The 21,504-nt window shown below is 72.2% G+C and carries 18 protein-coding genes; 2 read left to right on the forward strand and 16 right to left on the reverse strand.

What is annotated here, in order from left to right; genetic code table 11:
• The first annotated feature begins 12 nt into the window (after positions 1-12).
• Positions 13-1,278, forward strand: coding sequence for a lipase (locus ACFWP5_RS30950; RefSeq protein WP_384163763.1), 1,266 nt, complete (start codon positions 13-15; stop codon positions 1,276-1,278).
• Positions 1,279-1,297: 19 nt separating this feature from the next.
• On the opposite strand, the gene ACFWP5_RS30955 is transcribed toward ACFWP5_RS30950, so the two are convergent.
• From ACFWP5_RS30955 to ACFWP5_RS30990, 8 genes are all read right to left on the reverse strand, one after another.
• Complete coding sequence (locus ACFWP5_RS30955) at positions 1,298-2,077, reverse strand: exodeoxyribonuclease III (RefSeq protein ID WP_384163766.1); 780 nt, start codon at positions 2,075-2,077, stop codon at positions 1,298-1,300.
• A gap of 30 nt (positions 2,078-2,107) precedes the next feature.
• A complete protein-coding gene (locus ACFWP5_RS30960) occupies positions 2,108-2,743 on the reverse strand; it encodes an MBL fold metallo-hydrolase (protein ID WP_384163769.1) in 636 nt (211 codons plus the stop codon).
• Between the two features lie 70 nt (positions 2,744-2,813).
• Complete coding sequence (gene pcaC / locus ACFWP5_RS30965) at positions 2,814-4,103, reverse strand: 4-carboxymuconolactone decarboxylase (RefSeq protein ID WP_384163830.1); 1,290 nt, start codon at positions 4,101-4,103, stop codon at positions 2,814-2,816.
• Between the two features lie 220 nt (positions 4,104-4,323).
• Positions 4,324-6,558 (reverse strand): SWIM zinc finger family protein, encoded by a 2,235-nt coding sequence (locus ACFWP5_RS30970; RefSeq protein ID WP_384163833.1) that lies wholly within the window; start codon positions 6,556-6,558, stop codon positions 4,324-4,326.
• A gap of 965 nt (positions 6,559-7,523) precedes the next feature.
• Positions 7,524-10,352, reverse strand: coding sequence for a DEAD/DEAH box helicase (locus ACFWP5_RS30975; RefSeq protein WP_384163772.1), 2,829 nt, complete (start codon positions 10,350-10,352; stop codon positions 7,524-7,526).
• A gap of 97 nt (positions 10,353-10,449) precedes the next feature.
• Positions 10,450-11,031 (reverse strand): sugar kinase, encoded by a 582-nt coding sequence (locus tag ACFWP5_RS30980; protein ID WP_384163775.1) that lies wholly within the window; start codon positions 11,029-11,031, stop codon positions 10,450-10,452.
• The gene (locus ACFWP5_RS30985) at positions 11,028-12,176 is read right to left on the reverse strand and encodes an ROK family glucokinase (RefSeq protein WP_384163836.1); all 1,149 of its coding nucleotides are present in this window, start codon (positions 12,174-12,176) and stop codon (positions 11,028-11,030) included. Before ACFWP5_RS30985 ends, ACFWP5_RS30980 begins: the two co-directional genes overlap by 4 nt.
• Positions 12,177-12,351: 175 nt before the next feature.
• On the reverse strand, positions 12,352-13,089 hold the full coding sequence (locus ACFWP5_RS30990) for a GntR family transcriptional regulator (RefSeq protein ID WP_384163778.1): 738 nt from the start codon (positions 13,087-13,089) through the stop codon (positions 12,352-12,354).
• Positions 13,090-13,219: 130 nt separating this feature from the next.
• On the opposite strand from ACFWP5_RS30990, the gene ACFWP5_RS30995 reads away from it, so the two are divergent.
• Positions 13,220-14,236, forward strand: a complete 1,017-nt coding sequence (locus tag ACFWP5_RS30995) for a Gfo/Idh/MocA family oxidoreductase (protein ID WP_384163781.1) — start codon at positions 13,220-13,222, stop codon at positions 14,234-14,236.
• A gap of 103 nt (positions 14,237-14,339) precedes the next feature.
• Here ACFWP5_RS30995 and ACFWP5_RS31000 read toward each other — a convergent pair whose 3' ends face one another.
• The 8 genes from ACFWP5_RS31000 to ACFWP5_RS31035 form a co-directional block, all read right to left on the reverse strand.
• The gene (locus tag ACFWP5_RS31000; RefSeq protein ID WP_384163839.1) at positions 14,340-14,738 is read right to left on the reverse strand and encodes a PaaI family thioesterase; all 399 of its coding nucleotides are present in this window, start codon (positions 14,736-14,738) and stop codon (positions 14,340-14,342) included.
• Positions 14,739-14,900: 162 nt separating this feature from the next.
• Complete coding sequence (locus ACFWP5_RS31005; protein ID WP_384163784.1) at positions 14,901-16,085, reverse strand: cytochrome P450; 1,185 nt, start codon at positions 16,083-16,085, stop codon at positions 14,901-14,903.
• A 65-nt stretch (positions 16,086-16,150) separates the two neighbouring features.
• Complete coding sequence (locus ACFWP5_RS31010) at positions 16,151-16,831, reverse strand: response regulator (RefSeq protein WP_384163787.1); 681 nt, start codon at positions 16,829-16,831, stop codon at positions 16,151-16,153.
• 142 nt (positions 16,832-16,973) lie between these two features.
• Complete coding sequence (locus tag ACFWP5_RS31015) at positions 16,974-18,230, reverse strand: sensor histidine kinase (protein ID WP_384163790.1); 1,257 nt, start codon at positions 18,228-18,230, stop codon at positions 16,974-16,976.
• 160 nt (positions 18,231-18,390) lie between these two features.
• A complete protein-coding gene (locus ACFWP5_RS31020; RefSeq protein ID WP_384163794.1) occupies positions 18,391-18,780 on the reverse strand; it encodes a ribonuclease domain-containing protein in 390 nt (129 codons plus the stop codon).
• An 85-nt stretch (positions 18,781-18,865) separates the two neighbouring features.
• Complete coding sequence (locus tag ACFWP5_RS31025) at positions 18,866-19,771, reverse strand: DMT family transporter (RefSeq protein WP_384163797.1); 906 nt, start codon at positions 19,769-19,771, stop codon at positions 18,866-18,868.
• Between the two features lie 91 nt (positions 19,772-19,862).
• Entirely contained in the window at positions 19,863-20,495 is a 633-nt protein-coding gene (locus ACFWP5_RS31030) for a dihydrofolate reductase family protein (protein WP_384163800.1), read from the reverse strand.
• A gap of 136 nt (positions 20,496-20,631) precedes the next feature.
• The gene (locus tag ACFWP5_RS31035) at positions 20,632-21,453 is read right to left on the reverse strand and encodes an AIM24 family protein (protein ID WP_384163803.1); all 822 of its coding nucleotides are present in this window, start codon (positions 21,451-21,453) and stop codon (positions 20,632-20,634) included.
• Positions 21,454-21,504: the final 51 nt, after the last annotated feature.

The raw sequence follows: 21,504 nt of genomic DNA on the forward strand, positions 1-21,504 counted from the left end.
TACGGTCGCAGTATGAATCGGACAGGCAAGATGATGGTGCTGTCGTCGATGACCGTCGCCCTGGTGGTGAGCGGTTCGGTGTCCGCGGGTGCCGTGGGGGCGGGGGCCGTTCCGGCCGCGTCCGTGCACGGGGTTCCCGATACGGCGCGGGGGCGGCTGGTGTCGGTGGTGCACCTGCGGACACTGTCCGCGCGGCAGGTGGCCGCCGAGTTGAGGGGCGACGAGGACGGGGCCTGGGACGCCGGGGCCGTCCGCTACGGCGTCGACACCTACCGGGTGGTGTACCGCACGGCGGATCCGAAGGGCCGGCCCACCACCGCCAGCGGGCTGCTGGCGTTCCCGCGCAGTGGTGAACGGCGGCTGCGCACAGTCTCGTTCACGCACGGCACCGAACTCTTCAAGGGCGACGTCGCCTCGGTGTCGTCCGAAGTGTGGAGCCAGGCACCCGCCCTCACCTACGCGTCGGCGGGCTTCGCCGTCGTACTCCCGGACTACCTGGGCCTCGGCCTCGGCCCCGGTCGGCAGCAGTGGATGGACGTGCCCTCCGAGACGACGGTCGCGCTGGATCTGCTGCGGGCCGCGGACTCCTACGCGCCCACGATCGGGCGGCAGTTGGGGCGGGACGTGCTGATCACCGGCTTCTCGCAGGGGGCTTCGGCGGCGCTCGGGCTGGCGCGGGCCCTGCAGGAGGGGGCCGATCCCCGTTTCCGGGCCGCGGCGCTGGCACCGATCAGCGGTGCGTACGCCTTCCGGGACGTCGCATTGCCCGCCCTGCTGGAGGGGCGCGCGGACCCGAAGGACGGCGTGATCTACACCGCGCTGGCCTTCGTCGACTTCAACCGGCTCCATCACGTCTACGACAACCCCGGCGAGGTCTTCCGGGCACCGTACTCCCGCACGATCGAGGGCCTGTTGGACGGCACGCACACCGGACAGGAGGTCATGGCCAGGACCCCGGACACCATCGACGGGCTGCTCACCCGGCACGGACGGGCGCTGCTCGCACACCCGACGGGCGGACTGGCCACCGCGCTGAGGATCACCGACGGGGTGTGCACGGGCTGGACGCCACAGGCTCCGGTGCGGCTCTACTACGCCGAGAACGACGAACAGGCCGTGAACGGGAACAGCGAGCACTGCCAGGCGTTGTTCCGGGCCCGGGGTGTCGAGGCGCCGCTGGTCGACCTCGGCTCTCCGGACTACGGCGGCTCCCGCCACCTGGGCTCCCAGCGGGCCGGAACCGCCGCCGTGGTGCGGTGGTTCGCGTCCCTGCGCTGAGCGGGCGGGGCTCTTCGGGTCAGACGTCCAGGTCGACGACGACCGGCGCGTGGTCCGAGGCGCCCTTGCCCTTGCGCTCCTCGCGGTCGACGTAGGAGTCGGTGACGGCCTTCGCGAACGGTTCGTTGCCGTACACGAGGTCGATGCGCATGCCGCGGTTCTTCGGGAAGGCGAGCTGGCGGTAGTCCCAATAGGTGTACGGGTGGTCGTACTTGAGGGGGCGCGGGACCACGTCGGAGAGGCCCGCGTCGCGCAGGGCGGTCAGGGCGGCGCGCTCGGCGGGGGTGACGTGGGTGAGGCCCTCGAAGGCGGCGACGTCGAAGACGTCGTCGTCCGTCGGCGCCACGTTGTAGTCACCGAGGACCGCGAACGGGCGGCTGCCCTGCGCGTCGTCCGCGACGGCCGCCTTGAGGGCCTCGAACCACTGGAGCTTGTACGCGTAGTGGGGGTGGTCCACCTCGCGGCCGTTCGGCACGTACACCGACCAGACGCGGACCGGGCCGCAGGTCGCCGCGACGGCGCGGGGCTCCTGGACGCCGTCGTAACCGGGGTCCCCGGGAAGGCCCTTGACCACGTCGTCGAGTCCTACGCGGGAGAGCACCGCCACGCCGTTCCACCGGCCCGTCGCGTTGACCGCCGCCTCGTAGCCCGCCTCGCGCAGCGCGTCGAACGGGAACTGCTCCTCGGCCAGCTTGGCCTCCTGGAGGCACAGCACGTCGGTGCCGCTGCTCTCCAGCCAGGCCAGGAGCCTCGGCAGGCGGGCGGTGATCGAGTTCACGTTCCAGGTCGCGATGCGCATGCCTCACAACCTACCGGGCGGGTCTGACACTCACAGGTCCGCTGCCTCGCCCGGCGCCAGCCGCAGGTGCTCCGCGCCGCCGAGCGCGCCGATCTGGTGGTCGTAGATCGGGCGGGCGAGGTCGGTGAGCAGGGCGTCGTGGATGTCGTAGGCGCGCTGCGGCTTGACCTCGCGGACGTAGTCGATGACCTCGGAGATCTTGCTCCAGGGGGCCATGACCGGGAGCATCAGCGTCTCCACGGCCTGGTCGGGGACGGTGAGGGCGTCGCCGGGGTGGAAGACGCGGCCGCCGTCGACGAGGAAGCCGACGTTGGTGATGCGCGGGATGTCCGGGTGGATCACGGCGTGCAGTTCGCCGTGCACCTGGACGTCGAAGCCCGCCGCGGTGAAGGTGTCGCCGTGGCCGACGGTGTGCACGCGGCCCGGGAACGCGGCGGAGAGCTGGTCTGCGACCGACTTCAGGGTCCAGATCTCGGCCGCCGGGTTGGCCTCCAGGCCGGCCCGCAGCCGGTCCTCGTTGAAGTGGTCGAGATGCTCGTGGGTGACCAGGATCGCGTCCGCGCCGACTGCGGCGTCCTCTTCGTTGAAGGTGCCCGGGTCGATGACGAGCGACCGGCCGTCCTTCTCCAGACGGATACAGGCGTGCGCATTCTTGGTGAGCTTCATGGGTCCATCCTGCCGCTGCCCGACTCCGGGTGGGCACCTCAGACTGGTGCTTTCGGTGCCAGTCTGAAGATCACTCGGTGGGGGTCGTCTCCTCGCGGATGACCTGCTGGGCGACCTTGAACGCGCTGTTCGCCGCGGGTACCCCGCAGTACACGGCGGCCTGCATCAGCACTTCCTTGATCTCGGCCGGGGTGAGTCCGTTGCGCAGCGCCGCCCGGGTGTGGAAGGCCAGCTCGTCCAGGTGGCCGCCCGCGACCAGCGCGGTGAGCGTGACACAGCTGCGCGAGCGCCGGTCGAGGCCGGGCCGGTCCCAGATCTCGCCCCACGCGTAGCGGGTGATGAAGTCCTGGAAGTCCCCGGAGAACTCGTCGGCCTGCGCCAGCGCCCGGTCCACATGCGCGTCGCCGAGCACCTCGCGGCGGACCTTGATCCCGGCGTCGTAGGGGTCCGGACGGCCCATGACCTGCGACGGTACGGCGGGCGGCGGCGCGATCTCGGCGATGGGCGCGAGCTGCGGCGGCGCGGCGAGGACCGGTTTGAGCGGGGTCGCCGCGATGGCGATCTGCCCGGTGGAGTGGTCGTAGGCCGGCTGCCAGGCGGTGGAGAAGTGCCGGACGAGGAGGTCGGTTACGGCGGCGGGCTGCTCGACCGGGACCAGGTGCGAGGCGCCGGGTACGACCGCGAGGCGGGCGTCCGGGATGCCGGCGACCAGCGTGCGGGCCTCGGCGGGGCCGGTGACCTGGTCGTCCGAGCCGACGAGGACGAGGGTCGGCACGCCGATGCGGGCGAGTTCGGACCGTACGTCGAACGCGGCCAGTGCCTCGCACGCGGCGATGTAGCAGCCGGGGTCGGTGGTGCGCACCATCTGGACGGCCCACTCGGTGATCGCGGGCTGCGACGCGGCGAACCCGCTGGTGAACCAGCGGTCGGGCGACATCCGGGCGATGGGGTCGAGCCCGTTGGTGCGCACGATCACCCCGCGCTGGCGGAACTCGTCCGCCGTGCCGAAGCGGGGCGAGGTGGCGATCAGCCCCAGCGAGGCCACCCGCTCCGGGTGGCGCAGCGCCAGTTCGAGTCCGACCGCGCCGCCGAACGCGCAGCCCGCGTAGCCGAAGCGCTGCACCCCGAGGGCGTCGAGCGTGGCCAGCAGGCGGTCGGCCAGGTCGGAGACCGAGCCGGTCGGGTGCGCGGGCGACCCGCCGTGGCCCGGCAGGTCGAACCGGAAGACCCGCCACTGCTTCATCAGCTCGGGCACCTGTCGATCGAACATGTGCCACGTCGTCCCGAGCGACGGGCCCAGGATGAGAACGGGCGCGTCTTCGGGGCCGTCGAAGCGGTACTGGAGTGCAGGGGTCTTCATGTCGCTCACCGCTCCAACGTAACCGCCGTTTCTTACGGTCCGGCTGTGGGGCCCCCGGTCTCCCCACTCGGCTCCCACACATCAGTGGGGAACCCTCACATCGCCTTCACCGGATAGTGGTGAGAACGGGGCCTGTGAGACCGGTGAGGTTGGCGGGGGTTGGTGAGACCTGTGAGACCGGTCAGGCTGTGTCGAAGGACACTCCGTGCCTCTCGGCGGCTCAGAGTTCGCTCGGTGCGCCCAGGCCCGTCAGTGCGCCGACCGGGTCCAGGTCGGGGGTGCCTCTGGGCCACCAGTCCTCGTCGCCCGGTTCCGATTCGTAGGCGTACCACAGCCCGTCGCGGCCCAGGCGGAGTTGGACATGGCCGTGGGGGTGGGTGAGGTGGTTGTGCCAGGGGCGGAAGGCCGGGAGGTCGGCGGCGAGGAGGAGCGGGCGGGCCCGGTCGAAGCGGCCGGCCGGCGGGTCCCAGGGCTCTTCGAGCACCGCGAGCCCTTCGATGCCGCCCTGCCGCCAGGCGGCGACCGCGCGCGCCAGCTCGGCCGTACTGCGTCCGGTGGCCTTGGCGAGGGAGGCGTAGAGAGAACGGGTGGTGACGGTCAGCCCCGAACCGGGGCGGGCCGCGGCGAGCCGTACCGCGTCCTGCCACAGCGTCAGGTCCCCCACCGGGTCCCGGCCGGTGCTGAGCAGCGCGTGCGCGCGGGCGGCGGCGTCGGTCGCCAGCTGGTCGAGCACGAAGGGGTCCGGGCCGCCCGGTGCCGCCGGGTACACGGGAGGCTGCTCGGGGTGCGGGGGCATGGGCAACGGAGGCGGGAGCGGGGGGAGTCGGCGCTCCGGCTCCGCGAGCACGTCCGTGGCTCTTACGCCGGGGAGGGGCGCCGGTTCCTGCTCCTGGGCGGCGCGGGCCGCTCGGGCGGCGTTACGGCGGGACAGGGCGTCGAGCAGCGGGCGTTCGCCCCGGCCGCGGAGCAGGAGCAGGACGAAGGGGTCGGCGTCGAGGAGGCGGGCGGTTTGATAGCAGAGGGCGGCGGCGTGCTTGCAGGGGTGACCGGAGTCGGGGCAACTGCACTGCGGTTCGAGGTCGCCGGGCCCCGGAAGCAACGGGACTCCGCTCTCGGCAAGGGACTTGGGCATCTCCTTGTCGAGCAGCGCGGCGATGTGCCCGGGTCGGTCGGCGGCGGCGTCCAGGAACCGCTCCCAGTCGGCGTCGCCCAGTGTCCGCAACCGGACCTGCACGCGGTACGGCCGCGCGCGGCTGCCCTGCACGTACCCGAGCACGAGCCCCGGCGTCACGGTGATCGCGTCGACGTGCCCCTTCTCCGCGTAACTCCGCCCCCGCAGCAGCCGCTTGGCATCCAGCGCGCCTTCTTCCAACGCGGTGACCCATGCGTTGCCCCACCAGGTGTCGGCGAAGCGGGTGTCGCCGTGTCCGTCGACACCGCCACCGTCGCCGTCTCTGTCCGAGGGCCGGGGTGAGAAGGCGGGGAAGGTGCGGCGCAGGTCGCTGTCGCGGGAGGGGGAGGCCATGGAGGAGGGGGTTCGGGGGGTGGCGGGGACGAGGTCGGAGTCGGGGGTGGAGAGGGAAACGGGGGCCGGGACGGGGACAGAGGTCAAGGCGGAGACAGAGGTTGGGTCGACGCGGGCCGGGTCGGGTGCGGTGGGCGACGGGTGTGACGGGTGTTCGGTCCGGTCGGATGCGCGGGCGGACGTTTCGGGTGCGCGGGCTGAGGTCTCGGATGCGTGGGCGGACGTCGAGGCGAGCGCCTCGGAGTGTGAACTCCCCGGTGTCGGCCGGTCGTTGTCCGGTGCGGTCTCCTCGGCGGGCGGCGTCACCTCGGCCGACTCCGTCACATCGGCCGGCAGTCGAAAGGCCCCGGCGAGGAACTCCCGTAGGTCACGGGCCCCGGCCTCACCAGTACCCCCACGCACACCGTGTCGTCCCTCGGAACCGGCGCCCGTACGAGGCGCCGGCCGAGACACCGACCCCACTCCCCTGGCCCCGACATCCTCACGAGCCTTCCGCGCCGCACCACGGGCCGCCCGCAACGCCTCACGCGCGGCATCCGCGGGCCGTACCGAACCGCCGTCCGCAACGGCCGCCGGCTCCTGCACCGTCTCCGCGTCCTGAACGGTGGCCGACGCGTCCCCCGTCGCGTCCTCGGACTGCTCCGCTTGCCCGACTTCTCCAACTCCGCCGTCCGGAACGGCCGTTCCGAACCGCACCGGGTCTCGCGGCCGGTCCGCTGTTCCGTCTCCTGTCCCTTGTCCCGGGCTGTCTCCCGGGCTGCTCACCGCCGTGTGCCGAGCCGAGCCGTCGCCGGGTGCGAGGGGATCCTCCCCCGAGGCGCCGACGGCGCGCCGCTCGGCGACGGCCCGGCGCAACGCCGCCCGAGCCGCGTCACCCGGCCGCGTCCGGGCCTGGGGCTCCGCTGCCTTGTCGACCGCCGCGCGGTCCACACCCGGCTCGCGAGAAGACTCCGCCGCCCCGGCGCCTTCCGCGTCCACCCCCTGGCTTCCACGGTCCCGCGCCGCCTGCAACGCCCGCCGCACCACGTCCGCGGGGCGCTCCTCCGTCGGGGGGCGCTGCGCCTCCGGCGTTTCGTGTGCCGGGCCCTGCGATGCCTCCAGCGCCGGGTGTTGATGCGCCTCGGCCGTTTCGTCCGCCAGGCTCTGCGACGCCTCCACCGCCAAGTGTCGCTCCGCCTCCGCCGCTTCGGACGCTTGGCCCCGTGCCCCCTCCACCGCCAGGCCCCGGAGCACCTCGGCCATTTTTTCCGCCGAGCCCCGCGATGCCTCCGCCAGGTGCCTCTGCACCTCCGCCGCTACTCCCGCCGACGCTTCATCCTCCTCCTGCTCGTCCTCCACCGACGCCGGCGCCTCGGCCAGCTGGCGATGCGCCTCGGCCGTTTCATCCGCCGTACCCTGCGCCCCCGCCACCGCCAAGTACCGCTCCCCCTCGGCCGCTTCTGCCGCAAACGCTTCGGACGCCTGGCCCCGTGCCCTCTCCACCGCCGGGCCCAGGAGCACCTCGGCCATCTTTTCCGCCGAGCCCCGCGATGCCTCCACCGCCAGGTGCCTCTGCACCTCCGCCGCGTCCGTCGCCGGACCCGGTGACACCTCCACCGTTTCTCCCGCCGCCGCTTCGTCCGCCCCCTGCTCGTCCTCCACGGACGCCGCCGCCTCGGCCACCTGGCGATGCGCCCCGCCCGTTTCGTCCGCCGCGCCCTGCGACGCCTTCGCCGCTTCCCCCGCCAAGCCCCGCGACACCTCCGCCGAACCCCGCGACACCGCTGCCGCTTCCCCCGCCGACGCCTCGTCCTCCACCGGCGCCGTCACCTCGGCCCCCTCCACCTCGGCCACCTGCTGAAGCTCCTCGGCGCCATGAAGTGCCTCCACCCCCGCGCCCCGCCCCACACCTCCCGTCACGACGACCTCCGCAACGACACCAGGTCCGACAGGTCCCGGTCCGACAGCTCGGTCAGTGACGACTCGCCGGAGCCGAGGATCGCGTCCGCCAGCGCACGCTTGGATTCGAGCATTTCGGCGATGCGGTCCTCGACCGTGCCCTCGGTGATGAGGCGGTGGACCTGGACGGGCTGCGTCTGGCCGATGCGGTACGCGCGGTCGGTGGCCTGTTCCTCGACGGCCGGGTTCCACCAGCGGTCGAAATGGACGACGTGGCCCGCGCGGGTGAGGTTCAGGCCGGTGCCCGCCGCCTTCAGGGAGAGCACGAGGACCGGGGTCGCGCCGTCCTGGAAGCGGTCCACCATGCGCTCCCGCTCCGGTACCGGTGTGCCACCGTGGAGCAGTTCGACCGGGACCGCGCGGGCCGACAGGTGGGCGGTGATCAGGCGGGCCATGCCGACGTACTGCGTGAAGACGATCGCGGAACCGTCCTCGGACAGCAGCGTGTCCAACAGCTCGTCCAGCAGGGCGAGTTTGCCGGAGCGGGCGGCGAGGCGGTCTCCGGTGGCCTGTGCTGCCGCGTGCTCCTCCTTCAGGTACAGCGCCGGGTGGTCGCAGATCTGTTTGAGGGCGGTGAGGAGCTTCAGGACCAGGCCGCGGCGGGCGATGCCCTCGGTCGTCTCGATCGCCAGCATCGACTCCCGCACCACCGCCTCGTAGAGCGAGGCCTGTTCGCGGGTGAGCGGGACGGGGTGGTCCGTCTCCGTCTTGGGCGGCAGTTCGGGGACGATGCCGGGGTCGGACTTCTTGCGGCGCAGCAGGAACGGGCGGACCAGGCGGGCGAGCCGGGTCACCGCCTCCTCGTCCTCGCCGTTCTCCACCGCGCGCGCGTGCCGGGCGCGGAAGGACTTCAGGGGGCCGAGGAGTCCGGGGGTCGTCCAGTCGAGCAGGGCCCAGAGTTCGGAGAGGTTGTTCTCCACCGGGGTACCGGTCAGGGCCACGCGCGCGGGGGACGGGATCGTGCGCAGTGCCTTCGCGGTCGCCGAGTACGGGTTCTTGACGTGTTGTGCCTCGTCCGCGACGACCATGCCCCACGGTTGTTGGGCGAGGGTCGGTGCCGCCGAGCGCATGGTGCCGTACGTCGTGAGGACGAAGCCGCCGGTCAGGTCCTCCAGGGTGCGGTCCGCGCCGTGGAAGCGGCGGACGGGGACTCCGGGGGCGAAGCGGGTGATCTCCCGCTGCCAGTTGCCCAGGAGTGAGGCGGGGCAGACCACGAGGGTGGGGTGGCGGTGTGCCCGCCGTAGGTGGAGGGCGATGAGGGTGATCGTCTTGCCGAGGCCCATGTCGTCGGCGAGGCAGCCGCCCAGGCCGAGGGAGGTCATGAGGTCGAGCCAGGCCAGGCCCCGGAGTTGGTAGTCCCGGAGGGTTGCCTGAAGGCCGGGCGGCGGCTCTGCGGGCTGGATGCCTGCCGTGAGGCGGTCGCGCAGGGTCGCCAACGCGCCCACCGGGACGGCCTCCACCCGCTCGCCGTCCACCTCCGCCGTGCCGGAGAGCGCGACGGACAGTGCGTCGACCGGGTCGAGCAGGCCCAGTTCGCGTTTGCGGGCCTTGCGGACGAGGGCCGGGTCGACCAGCACCCACTGGTCCCGCAGCCGTACGACAGGACGATGGGCCTCGGCCAGGGTGTCCATCTCGGCCTCGGTGAGCGGGTCGCCGCCGAGCGCCAACTGCCAGCGGAACTGGAGGAGTTCCTCGCTCTCGAAGAAGCCGGTGCCGTCGGTCGCGGAGCCCGGCGCCGACCGGACCACGGCGGCCGCAGTCAGGTCCTGTGCCAGGTCCCGGGGCCAGTGGACGGCGACACCGGCCGCCGCGAGCCGGGTCGCCGCCATGCCGAGCAGGTCGCCCAACTCCTCCTCGGACAGGGCCAGGACGTCGGGCACGTCCTGCTCGGAGAGGCGGTCAAGCGGGGGCCAGACGCGCGCGGCCCGTCGTACGGCCAGCGCGGCGTCCACGCGTGCGCGGGGGCCGAAGGCGGTGTCGGCCGCGCCCGCCCACAGGGCCGCCGCGTCGACGACGAGGGTCGGGTCGGCGAGGCTGTGCACCTGGACGATCGCCGCGCCCGCGCTGCGCACCCGCCCACCGTCGTCGAACAGGTCGTACGCCGACAGGTCCAGGCGGAGCGAGATCCGCACGCCCGCGTCCATGCCGGCGGCGACCTCCGCGGCCCAGTCCTGCGCGTCGCGCAGGCGCTGTGGCGGACGGGCCGCGAAGGGCATCCCGGAGGTGTACGGCGCGGCCGGGGTGCGGGGCAGGGTGTCCGCGACCGCGTCCAGGAAGGAACGCATCAGCGCTTCCGGTTCGGGCAGCCGGAGCGGTCCCGGGCCGGGCAGCGGGACGGCATGGCCTTCGTACGGAAGGGCTGCCGCCACCGCGCGGACGTGCGCGATGTCCTCCGGCTCCAGGGGGCCCGCGCGCCACGCGTCGTGGCCCGTCGCGGTGAGGCCGGGGAGCAGCCGGCCGCGAGCCGCGAGCCGCAGCGCGTGCAGGGCAGCGGCGCCCCAGCAGGCCGTGGCGGGATGGGCGGCGGGGTCACGGCGGGCGCGCACGAGCAGGGGCAGGGCCGCTTCGATCGGCAGGGTCAGCGCGGGAGTGGGCCTGCGGCGGACTCCGGAGCCGTGTCGTCGTACGACGGTCAGTTCCGTCTGTTCCGCGTCCCCTTCGGGGAGGGTGCTCTCGCTGTCGGGGTCCCAGAAGGCGATGCGGCCCTCGCGCGGGACGACGGGGGACGGCAGGAAGACCGCGGCCAGTCGTACGGAGATCTGCTCCGTCATCGCCGTGTCCGTCATACGTCCTGTCACCTCCCGCCTGTCAGTCGTGTCAGCTGTCTTCGACTCTACGGGCGGGGTCTGACAATCCGCCCCGGCGACCGGCCGGGGCCACCTGCTAGGGAACCGTGCGGGAGACGACGTAGACCATGGGGAGCTTCGGGTCGGACAGGTTCACCACGATGTCCTGGGTGGGGGCCGGGTCCTTCTGCTTGTTGACGACGCCCCACCAGGGGCCGGGGCCGGTGAACTTCCAGCCGGTGATCTTCTGGTCGCGGGCGCTGACGGTGATGTCGTTCTTCTTCAGCGTGCGCCGGTCGACGCCTACGCCGGCGAGGAAGGTGTCCAGGCCCGCGTCGGTGGTCTGGAACTGGACGTAGAGGCGGCTGGTCTTCCAGTTGTTGGTCTCGTAGAACGCGACCTCTTCGGCCGGGTGCGGGACCGGTACCTGGTAGAGGCGCCGCTGCACCTTCGAGGGCCAGCCCACGGTGAGCCCACTCGCCGAGTACTTGTCCTCTTTGGCCTTGCCGCTGTTGCGGCTCTGGTTGGCGGAGATCGCCAGATAGACGGCCGGTACGCCGATGAGCAGCACGATGATGAGCAGGGTGAGCGCTCGGCGGCGGGCCTTGTGGCGGGGGTCCTCGGGTGGTCGGGGCGGCTCGTCCCGGGGTACGGCCTGGCGGGGCAGCGATGCGGTCATGCCGTGTCCTGGCTGCCGCGCCGGAACTCCGCGAACCGCTCGTAGCGCTCGTACCGCTCGACCCGGCGGCGCTTGGCGCGGCGGAAGCGGCGGGCGACCAGCCGGGCGAGGTCGGCGGCGCCGACCATGCCCGCCTCGGGGCCGAGCTGAGCGCGCACTATGCGGGCCTCGGGGCGGTAGCCGCGGCCGGTGAGCTGGCGCTTGAACGCGTCCCGCGCGGGGCCGATCAGCAGGTCGTCGGCGGCCGAGACACCGCCGCCGATCACGAAGCAGGACGGGTCGAGGGCGGCGGCGAGGTTGGCGATGCCGACGCCGAGCCACTGGCCGATGTCCTGGAGCAGTTCGATGCACATGGCGTCGCCCTCGCGGGCGAGCTCGGTGATCATCGGACCGGTGATGTCACCGATCTGCCCCTTGACGTGCTCGATGATCCCGTAGGCCACCGGCGAGTCGGCGAGGGCCAGCTCCTTGGCCTCTCTGACCAGCGCGTTGCCCGAGCTGTACTGCTCCCAGCAGCCGCGGTTGCCGCACGCGCAGCGGTGGCCGCCGGGCACGACCTGCATATGGCCGAACTCGCCGGCGACGCCGTACTTTCCGCGCTTGACCTGGCCGTCCTCCAGGATGGCGCCGCCGATGCCGGTGCCGAGCGTGATCATGACGAGGTGGTCCTCGCCACGGCCGGCGCCGAAGCGCCACTCGGCCCAGGCGGCGGAGTTCGCGTCGTTGTCCACCAGGACGGGGACGGCGAGGCGGCTGGAGATGCGGTCGCGAAGCGGCTCGTTGCGCCAGGACAGGTGCGGGGCGAACAGGATGCGGTTGCGCTCGGCGTCGACCCAACCGGCCGCGCCGATGCCGACCGCGTGCACGTCGTGCCGGTCGGACAGGTCCAGGACCAGTTCGACGATGGTGTCCTCGACGACCTTGGGGCTCTTGGACTTGTCCGGGGTCTCCGTGCGGAGCTTCTCCAGGATGTTGCCGTCGGCGTCCACGACGCCCGCCATGACCTTGGTGCCGCCGATGTCGATGCCGACCGTGGGCACGCGGGGGGCCGTCAGGTGCGAGCGGCGCTCCCTGGTGCCGACGGTGCGGAGCGCTGGCGCGCGGCGGGAGCCTATGGGGGCGCTGAAATTGCCGTAGGTGCTCATCAAGGCCCGATTCTGCCTCACCGCGCGTTGGGGTGCCGTACGGGGGACCAAAGGGGGCGCGGGGAGTTGCCGGGCGCGGGCGTGCGGAGGCGGCGGTGCGGCCCGCGACCAGGCCACGGAATGCGTCCTATTGTCCTGACATTACGACGTACACCATCGAGACGGGGAGTCCGCCTCAGGGACGCACGAGGAGCTGGAACTCGAACGAATAGCGCGTCGGCCGATAGGTATGGCTGCCGAACTCGACCGCGCGGCCCGTGTCGTCGAACGTGGTGCGCTGCATGGTGAGCAGCGGGGCGCCCTCGGGTTCGGCGAGCCGCTCGGCCTCCTCGGCGGTGGCGCCGCGGGCGCCGATGGACTGGCGGGCGCTGTGCAGGGTGATCCCGGCGGTGCGCATCATCCGGTACAGGCCGGTGGCCTCCAGCTGCGCGGTGTCCAGGTCGAGCAGGCCGAGCGGCAGGTGGTTGCTCAGGTACGCCATCGGCTCGCCGTGCGCGAGGCGCAGCCGGTCGATGCGGTGTACGTCACTGTCCTCGGCCACACCGAGTGCCGCCGCCACCTCGGCGGAGGCCGCGACGACGGTGTTGACGAGGACCTTCGTGGCGGGGCGCTGCCCGGCCGCCTCCAGGTCGTCGAAGAGGCTGCTGAGTTCCAGCGGGCGTTTGACCTGGCTGTGCACGACCTGGGTGCCGACGCCCCGGCGGCGCACCAGGAGTCCCTTGTCGACCAGGGACTGGATGGCCTGGCGGACCGTGGGCCGGGACAGGCCGAGCCGGGCCGCCAGTTCGATCTCGTTGCCCAGCAGGCTGCCGGGGGTGAGCGAGCCGTGTTCGATCGCGGCCTCCAGCTGCTGGGACAGCTGGAAGTACAACGGCACCGGGCTGCTCCGGTCCACGCTGAGCTCGAGCGGCACTCTCGGGTCCACATCTGGTTTCGGCACGGGCCCGAGCGTAGCTGTGTGAATGGTTGACGGGAAGTGATGTAGTTCGATTGTCCGGACATACGCATTGACAGCGCGGCTGGTCGGCCCCCAGTTTGTTCCCATGCGCATCGGAGTCATCGGTACGGGCCGCATCGGGACCATCCATGCCAGGACCCTCAGCCGTCATCGTGAGGTCGGTTCGCTGATCCTCACGGACGTGGACCCGGCACGGGCCCAGGAGCTGGCCAACCGGCTGGGGGAAACGGCGGCACCGAGTACGGAGGAGATCTTCAAGTGGGGCGTGGACGCCGTGGTGATCACGACGGCGACATCGGCGCACGCGGAACTGATCGGCAGGGCCGCCCGTTCCGGGCTCCCGGTGTTCTGCGAGAAGCCCATCGCCCTTGACCTGCCGGGCTCGCTGCAGGCGATCGCCGAGGTCGAGACGGCCGGGACGGTCCTTCAGATGGGGTTCCAGCGCCGGTTCGACGCGGGCTACACGGGCGCCCGGGAGGCGGTGCGTTCGGGGCGGCTGGGACGGCTGCACACGGTCCGCGCGACGTCCTCCGACCAGACGCCTCCTCCGGCCGCCTATCTGCCGACCTCCGGCGGGCTGTACCGGGACACCCTGATCCACGACTTCGACATGCTGCGCTGGGTGACCGGGCACGAGGTCGTCGACGTGTACGCGACCGGTTCGGACGCCGGTCCCGCGATGTTCCGCGAGGCCGGTGACATCGACACGGCCGCGGCGGTCCTCACCCTGGACGACGGCACGCTGGCCACGGCGACGGCCGCGCGGCTGAACGGGGCGGGCTACGACGTCCGGATGGAGTTGGCCGGAGAACTCGACCAGGTCGTGGTCGGCCTGGACGACCGCACCCCGATCGCGTCCACCGAACCGACCGGCCCCCCGGCCGCGACCAAGCCGTGGACCGGCTTCCTGGAGCGCTTCGGGCCCGCCTACGAGGCCGAGTTGATCGCCTTCGTCGAGGTCGTCGTCGGCCAGCGCACCAACCCGTGCGACGGCCGCGAGGCCCTCCAGGCGCTGCGCATCGCCGAGGCCTGCGAAGTATCCAGACACGAACACAGACCGGTCCGCCTCGCGGAGATCGCGGGCGCCCTGCCCGTCAGCTGAGCAGCCTTGTCGCCGGCCGGTGCGCAGCATCTACGGCTCCCCCTCAGGACGTATGAACTCAAGACCTACGGACTCAAGACGTGGGGACTCAGGACGTAGGGACTCAGGACGTACGGGCCGACAGCACCGTGCCCTGGGCGACCGCGCAGAGGGACTCCGTGCCGTCGTCGGCGATCGTGAGGACGTCGCAGCGGACGACGGCCTGGCGGCGGCCGGCCTGGACGACCTCCGCGTGGGCGCGCAGGGTGCGGCCGGCGGCCGGGCGGACGTACTGGATGGAGAGGCCGCCGGTGAGGACCGCGGGGCCCAGCACCGTGCCGCCGGCGAAGGTGAGCGCGTTGTCGGCGGCGTAGGACAGGACTCCGCCGTGCACGAAGCCGTTCTGCTGGTGGAGGTCCTCCCTGATGTCGATCTCCAGCGTGGCGATCCCGTCCCCGAAGGCACTCAGCCGCGCGCCGATCAGCCTGCTGAAGGGCTGACTCTCCAGCGCCTTGCGAGCCATGGTCAGGTCGAACTCGACGAGTGCGGTCACGAGGGCGGGCCTCCTACGGGGTCCACGGCTGTTACGGCTACTGCGGCTGCTGCGGCGACGACAGTTGCTGCTGCGATTGCTGCTACGGCCTTCAGGGCCCCGCCGCCGCTACGGCCGCCCGGTGCAGCCGTTCTACCAGCGCACCGGCAGGGCGCGCATCCCGCGCATCAGCATGCCCGGGAGCCAGTCGCCGGGCGGGCCGTCCAGGGTCAGGCCGGGGGCGCGCTCCAGCAGGGTGCGTATCGCCGTGCGTGCTTCGAGGCGGGCCAAGGGGGCGCCGAGGCAGTAGTGGATGCCGTGGCCGAAGGCGAGGTGGCCGCGGGTGTCGCGGCGGATGTCGAAGCGGTCCGGGGCGGGAAAGCGGTCCCCGTCGCGGTCGGCGGCGGTCAGGCCGACCATGACCGGGTCGCCCCGCTCCACCGAGGTGCCGGCGATCTCCAGGGGCTCCGCGGCGAAGCGGAACGTGCCGTTCTCCACCGGGCCCTCGTAGCGCAGCATCTCCTCGATCGCACCGTCGAGCAGGGTCATGTCGGCGCGCAGGGCGGCGAGTTGGTCCGGGTGGGTGAGCAGGGCGTGGATGCCGCTGGTGAGGAGGTTGACGGTGGTCTCGTGGCCGGCGATGAGCAGGATGAAGGCCATGCCCCGCAGTTCCTGCGGGGAGAGCCGGTCGCCGTCCTCGGCGGTGGTGCGGATCAGGTCGCTGAGCAGGTCGCCGCCGGGACCGGCGCGGCGCTTGTCCTCGATCAGGTCGCCCAGATACTCGGCGAGCCGTACGAACGCGTCGTACTCGGTGCCCGAACTGGTGGGTGCGACCGCCTCGGTGGACAGTTTGCGGAATTCCGCGCGGTCCATCTCGGGCACGCCGAGGAGCTCGGAGATCACGGTGATCGGCAGCGGGTAGGAGAGCGACTCGACGAGGTCGGCGTGGCCGGAGGGCAGCATCGCGTCGAGCAGGTCGTCGGTGATCCGCTGGACGCGCGGGCGCAGTTCCTCGACCCGGCGCATGGTGAACGTGCGGGTGATCAGCCCGCGCAGGCGGGTGTGCTGCGGTGGGTCGGCGGCCAGGAGGTACTTGCCGATCAGCTCCTCGTCGAGGAACGTCACCCCGATCTTGCCGCCGTCCTTGGCCAGTCGGGGGTCCGCGAGCGCCGAGCGCGCCTCGTCGTACCCCACGATCAGCCAGGTCACGTGGTGTTCGTCCGGCACCGGCAGCCGTACGCGGTGCACCGGGCCCGACTCCCGCAGCATGGCGTACACCTGATGCGGGTCCCGCCGGAACGCCTCGCCGAACTCCCCCAGATCGATCACTTCGGTCATGCCTGCCCCCTCCCGGTCGATCCCCCGAGGTCTCCCAGTGCAGTGGGAACGGACGGCGGCAGCGGCTAGTGCCCGCTCTCCCCGTCCTCTTCGAGCAGGCCCGCGTCGTACGCCAACAGGGCGATCTGCACCCGGTTGTTGAGGTCGAGCTTGGCCAGGATGCGGGAGACGTGGGTCTTGACGGTGGCGACGCTCATGAAGAGGCCGGTGGCGATCTCGGCGTTGGCGAGGCCCTGGCCGACGGCCACGGCGACCTCGCGTTCGCGGTCTCCCAGGGCGGCGACGCGTTCACGCGCGCGTGCACGACGGGTGTCGGTGGCGGTGCCCGCCGCGTGCTCCATCAACTGGCGGGTGACCGCGGGCGACAGGACGGGATCGCCGGCCGCGACGCGACGTACGGCGTCGAGGATCTCGGCGGGCGGGGTGTCCTTGAGGACGAAGCCGGCGGCGCCCGCGCGGAGGGCCCGTAGCACCTGTTCGTCGGCGTGGAAGGTGGTGAGGACGACGATCTGGGGCGCGTCGCCGCGTGCGCGCAGCCGCTCCGTGGCGGTGAGGCCGTCGACCGACGGCATGCGGATGTCCATCAGGACGACGTCCGGGTGGACGCGGTCGACGAGTTCCTCGACCTCGCTGCCGTCGGCGGCCTCGCCGACGATCTCGACGTCGGCGGCGCCGCCCAGCATGAAGGACAGCCCGGCCCGCACCAGCGGGTCGTCGTCGACGAGGAGCAGTCTGATCGCGGTCATGGGGCTACGTAACCACGGTCGCGCGGCGGGCGGTGACAGGGCGGAGCGCGGACACCCGAGGGGGCGGTGACTTTCCCGGGGCCGCCATCGCCCTTGCACGGCAGCGGAGTTGCCCGTGCCGGGCAGTAGGGGACTCAAGGACTCACCCCCAGGGCAGCCAGGCCCGTACCCGGAATCCGCCGTTCGCCTCCGGGCCGTGTTCCAGTCGCCCGCCCGCCAGCGTCGCCCGCTCGGTCAGCCCGATCAGGCCCTGGCCGGAGCCGGGGACGTGCGGGACCTCGCCCTCCGGGGGCGGGTTGTGCACGGCGATCACCAGGCCGTCGCCCGGGGTGCCGGTGACCGTCACGGTGACCTCCGTGCCGGGAGCGTGTTTGCGGGCGTTGGTGAGGGCCTCCTGGGCGATGCGGTAGGCGGTGCGGCCCACCGAGGCGGGCACGGCGGCGGAGTCGGTGACGCGGTTGGCGAGGGTGACCTTCATGCCGGCCTCGCGGGACTCGGTGACCAGCGCGTCCAGGGCGCCGAGCGTGGGCTGCGGGCGACCCGTGTCGTCGGGCTCGCCCGCGCGCAGCACGCCGATGATCTCCCGCAGGTCCTGCAGCGCCTCGTGGGCGCTCTCCCGGATGACACCGGCCGCCCGCGCGACCTCCTCGCGGGGCGCGTCCGGCCGGAACTCCAGCGCGCCCGCGTGCACGCTCAGCAGGGTCAGGCGGTGCGCGAGCACGTCGTGCATCTCGCGCGCGATGGCCTCACGGGCGAGCCGCTGGGCCTGCTCGGCCCGCAGTTCCGCCTCCGTCTCCGCGCGCCGGGCGCGGTCGCGCAGGCTCAGCATGAGCTGCCGCTTGGACCGTACGAACATGCCCCAGCCGATGACGGTGAGGGTGAGCAGTTCGGTGAACACGACCGCGCCGGCGTACGGCAGATCGGGGTCCGGTCGCAGCCAGAAGAACAGCGGGGCCAGGGCGAGTTGGATGCCGCCGATCCAGGCGACGTAGCGGAAGGGCCGGTGCACGGCGAGCGTGAAGAGGGCGACCATGGCGGCGCCGCCCGCCGTGTTCGAGACGAGGCCGACGGGGATCATCGCGACCGCCAGCCCGACCGGCCAGCGGCGCCGCAGCCACACCGCACCGCAGGCGAGGGCCCCGAAGAACTGGTCCACGACGGCGAGGGAGTGCGGGGTCGCGGTGTCGTTGTCGAGCGTCTGCGCGGCCGCCAGCCCGATGCCCACGGCCAGCAGGAAGCAGCAGACGTCGACGACCCAGTCGCGTGCGGTACGGCGGGGCCGTCCGCGCCGTTCGACGTCGGGATCGAGTTCGTCTGCCACGGCGGACGGCAGCAGCCATCGGCGCCCCGCGAACGCCTGCGGTACCTTCGCGGTCCTGTCACCAGTCACGGTCGACAAATCTATGCGGCACCGGGCCCGGTACCCACCCCGCGCGGGGGAACGGCGACCAAAGTCGCGCCGTCACAGACTTTCGGCGGACATGCCTCGCCCCGCGGCCCGTGTTCGTGGGGGGAGCCGCGGGGCGAGGGGCGGGCAGTGGTGCAGCTGGTCGTTCGGCTCAGCAGCCGAAGTTGATCAGGTCGAACGTGACGTAGTGGTCCGAGGTGTAGTAGTCCTCCTGGGACTCCTCACCTGTGACGATGCGGCGAGCTCCGCGCGTAGACGAGCCGGGCGTCTTGACCGTGTACTCGTGGTAGTAGCCCGACGACTGCGAGGGCAGGACTCCTTCCTGGTTCCGGAAGACGACACCGTCCTGCGAGTAGGGGAAGGGGCCGTTCGACGCGATCAGGTCGAGCGTGTCGTAGGCCTGCGACGGCAGGTCGCTGTAGCAGATGCTGCCGACCGCGGCGGCCGCCGGGGTCACGGTGGCAACGGTGCCGCCCACGACGAGGGCGGACAGGAGAGCGGCTGCGGCTCCGATGCGAGTGGCGCGTGGGGGGAATCTCATGGGTCCATGATGACGCGCGTAGACAGTGGCATGTCAATGACAACTCTGCAGAAATTCCCGTCAAGTCCGATGAGTTTTCCGGGAGTTAACGTGCGGCCCCGCGTCCCCACGCGGTCCCCACAAGTACGAGTACGCCGCCTGCCAGCCCGAACGCTCCGAGCCGTTCGCCGCCGAGCGCGATACCGGCCGCGGCGGCCCACAGGGGCTCGGTGCCGAGCAGCAGGCTGACCCGGGAGGGCGAGGTCCGGCGTACGGCCCACATCTGTACGAAGAAGGCGAACAGGGTGCAGAACACCGAGAGGAACAGCAGCCCGGCCCACTCGCGTGGCCCGAAGTCGGCGGCCGTCGCCCACGGTGTGGTGTCGGCGCCGGTCGACAGGATCGCGAACACCGCGACGGCGGTGCCGAGTTGGACGGTGGTCAGGGGCAGCGCGTCGGCGCCCTGGACCGACTTGGTGCGGGACATGGCGAGGACGTGCAGGGTGCGGGCGAGGGCTGCGAGCAGCATGAGGAGGTCGCCGAGGGAGGGGCGGGTGAAGCCCGCGCCCTGGGTCAGCAGCAGCACGCCGAGCACGGACAGGGCTGCCGCGCCGAGGAAGGCGCGGGAGGGCCGGGCACGGTTCACGGCGGCCTCGGCGAGCGGGGTGAAGATCATGGTGAGGCTGATGATCAGGCCCGCGTTGGTCGCCGACGTGTGGACGACGCCGTAGGTCTCCAGGAGGAAGATCAAGGCGAGGATCAGCCCGAGCAACCCCGCGCCGCGCCATTGGGCGGCCGTAAGGGCGCGCAGCGCGCGGTGGCCGACGGCCGTCAGGACGGGCAGGACGAGGGCGAAGCGCAGGACCAGGACGGCGAGGACCGTGCCGGTGGTGGTGATGTCCTTGGCGGCGAGATAGCTGGCGCCCCAGACCACCGCGACCAGCAGGACGGGCAGGTCGGTGAGCCACGCGCGGCGGGGTGCGAGGGCACGCGGTACGGCGATCGAGGACATGGGGGCGGCTCTCCCGGTCTCCGGCGAAGGGGTGGAGACATCGGTGGCTACCACACGGAACGATCACCGTACCGGCGCGGACCCCGGCCGACTAGGCGTTTTCCGCATCCGCGTCCGCGTACGAGCCGTAGGTCGGGCGGCCCGCCAGGTCGTACGACTGGATGGAGACGCCGGTGCTGGTGATGCGCCCGCCCGTGTGCCGGAAGGCGATGGGCTCGGTGCCCTCGGGGAACAGGCGCAGGCCGCTGCCGAGCACGACCGGGAAGGTCACCAGGTGGAGCGTGTCGACGAGGCCGAGCGCGAGGAGGGACCGGACGAGGGCGCCGCTGCCGTGCACCTGGAGTTCGCCCTCGGTGCGCTCCTTGAGGTCGGTGACCTCCTTGGCGAGGTCGCCACTGAGGACGGTGGTGCCGGCCCAGGAGGCGTCGGTGAGGGTCGACGAGGCGACGTACTTCGGCAACGCGTTCAGCTTGGAGGCGATCGGGTCGGCGGGGTCGGTCTTGTCCGGCCAGTACCCGGCGAAGATGTCGTACGTACGACGGCCGAGCAGATAGGCGCCGGAGCGGTCGAAGACCTCGACCACGAACCGGCCGAAGTCGTCGTCGCCGTAGACGAAACTCCAGCCGCCGTGCTCGAAGCCGCCGCGGGTGTCCTCTTCGGGGCCACCGGGGGCCTGGTAGACGCCGTCGAGGGTGACGAAGATGGTGGAGACGAGCTTGCCCATGTCGGGTGCCTGCTTCCTGGTGCGAGGGCCGATGGTGTCATCAGCTCAGACCCCGCGGGCCCCCGCAACTCATCGGTCCTCGCTACGGCATCTCTCGGTCCTCGCTACGGCATCTCTCGGTCTCCGCTACGGCTTCTCACCCCGCGTGGGTCGAGAACATGCCGCCCGTCGGGCCCTGCTTGTCGCCGCCCTGGGCCTTCTTCAGGGCGTTGGCGAGGCTCTCGATGGTGAGGGACTGCAGGATGACCCTGCCGTTGCCCTCCAGGGTGGCCAGGGACAGGCCCTCGCCGCCGAACACGGCGTTCATCAGGCCCTGGCGGTTGAGGCCGCCGACGCGCTGGACGCCGTACTGGATGCCCTCCTCGAAGGCGACGACGCAGCCGGTGTCGACCTCGATGCGGCCGCCGAAGTCGGCCGGGTTCAGGTCGATGAAGTTGCCCGCGCCGGCGATGAGCACCGTGCCGTGCCCGGTGAACTTCTCCAGGACGAAGCCCTCGCCGCCGCTCATGCCGGTGCGGCCGCCCTGGAAGGCGATGCCGAACTGGACGCTGGACTCGGCCGCCACGAAGGCGTCCTTCTCCGCGAACCACGCGCGGGTGCCGTCCAGCTCCAGGGCGCGCATCTCACCGGGAAGCACGCCCGCGAAGCCGACGGTGCCCTCGCCGCCCTGGGAGGTGAAGTACTGGAACGCCATCGACTCACCGGCGAGCACGCGCTGGCCGACCTGCATGGCCGTCCCCATGGCCTGCCGGAGCATGCCGCCCATACCGCTGCCGCCCGAGCCACCGCCGCCCTGCTGCTGCCCGCCGCTCGACGGGCCGCTCAGACGGGTCTCCATGGTCACGTTCGTCGTCTTGAAGAGGAACTTCCCGGCCTCGCAGTACACGGTCTGGCCGGGGCTCAGGCTGACGACCGCCATCTGCATGGCGTTGCCGACGATCTCTTGCTGAAGGGTCACGAAGGAAGAACGTAGCGGGTGGTCGTCTCGGTTCCGGTCGCGGGTAGGTCG

The organism is Streptomyces sp. NPDC058469, from assembly GCF_042721125.1.
In the GTDB taxonomy this organism is placed as follows: domain Bacteria; phylum Actinomycetota; class Actinomycetes; order Streptomycetales; family Streptomycetaceae; genus Streptomyces.

Bases quoted from the DNA above. Each gene is read 5' to 3' on its own strand.
- ACFWP5_RS30980 (WP_384163775.1), bottom strand. From the start codon at position 11,031: ATGACCGCATCGCTGCCCCGCCAGGCCGTACCCCGGGACGAGCCGCCC.
- ACFWP5_RS30960 (WP_384163769.1), bottom strand. From the start codon at position 2,743: ATGAAGCTCACCAAGAATGCGCACGCCTGTATCCGTCTGGAGAAGGAC.
- ACFWP5_RS31030 (WP_384163800.1), bottom strand. From the start codon at position 20,495: ATGGGCAAGCTCGTCTCCACCATCTTCGTCACCCTCGACGGCGTCTAC.
- ACFWP5_RS30975 (WP_384163772.1), bottom strand. From the start codon at position 10,352: ATGACGGACACGGCGATGACGGAGCAGATCTCCGTACGACTGGCCGCG.
- ACFWP5_RS31020 (WP_384163794.1), bottom strand. From the start codon at position 18,780: ATGAGATTCCCCCCACGCGCCACTCGCATCGGAGCCGCAGCCGCTCTC.
- ACFWP5_RS31000 (WP_384163839.1), bottom strand. From the start codon at position 14,738: ATGGCTCGCAAGGCGCTGGAGAGTCAGCCCTTCAGCAGGCTGATCGGC.
- ACFWP5_RS31005 (WP_384163784.1), bottom strand. From the start codon at position 16,085: ATGACCGAAGTGATCGATCTGGGGGAGTTCGGCGAGGCGTTCCGGCGG.
- pcaC (WP_384163830.1), bottom strand. From the start codon at position 4,103: ATGAAGACCCCTGCACTCCAGTACCGCTTCGACGGCCCCGAAGACGCG.
- ACFWP5_RS30955 (WP_384163766.1), bottom strand. From the start codon at position 2,077: ATGCGCATCGCGACCTGGAACGTGAACTCGATCACCGCCCGCCTGCCG.
- ACFWP5_RS31010 (WP_384163787.1), bottom strand. From the start codon at position 16,831: ATGACCGCGATCAGACTGCTCCTCGTCGACGACGACCCGCTGGTGCGG.
- ACFWP5_RS30985 (WP_384163836.1), bottom strand. From the start codon at position 12,176: ATGAGCACCTACGGCAATTTCAGCGCCCCCATAGGCTCCCGCCGCGCG.
- ACFWP5_RS30995 (WP_384163781.1), top strand. From the start codon at position 13,220: ATGCGCATCGGAGTCATCGGTACGGGCCGCATCGGGACCATCCATGCC.
- ACFWP5_RS30950 (WP_384163763.1), top strand. From the start codon at position 13: ATGAATCGGACAGGCAAGATGATGGTGCTGTCGTCGATGACCGTCGCC.
- ACFWP5_RS31025 (WP_384163797.1), bottom strand. From the start codon at position 19,771: ATGTCCTCGATCGCCGTACCGCGTGCCCTCGCACCCCGCCGCGCGTGG.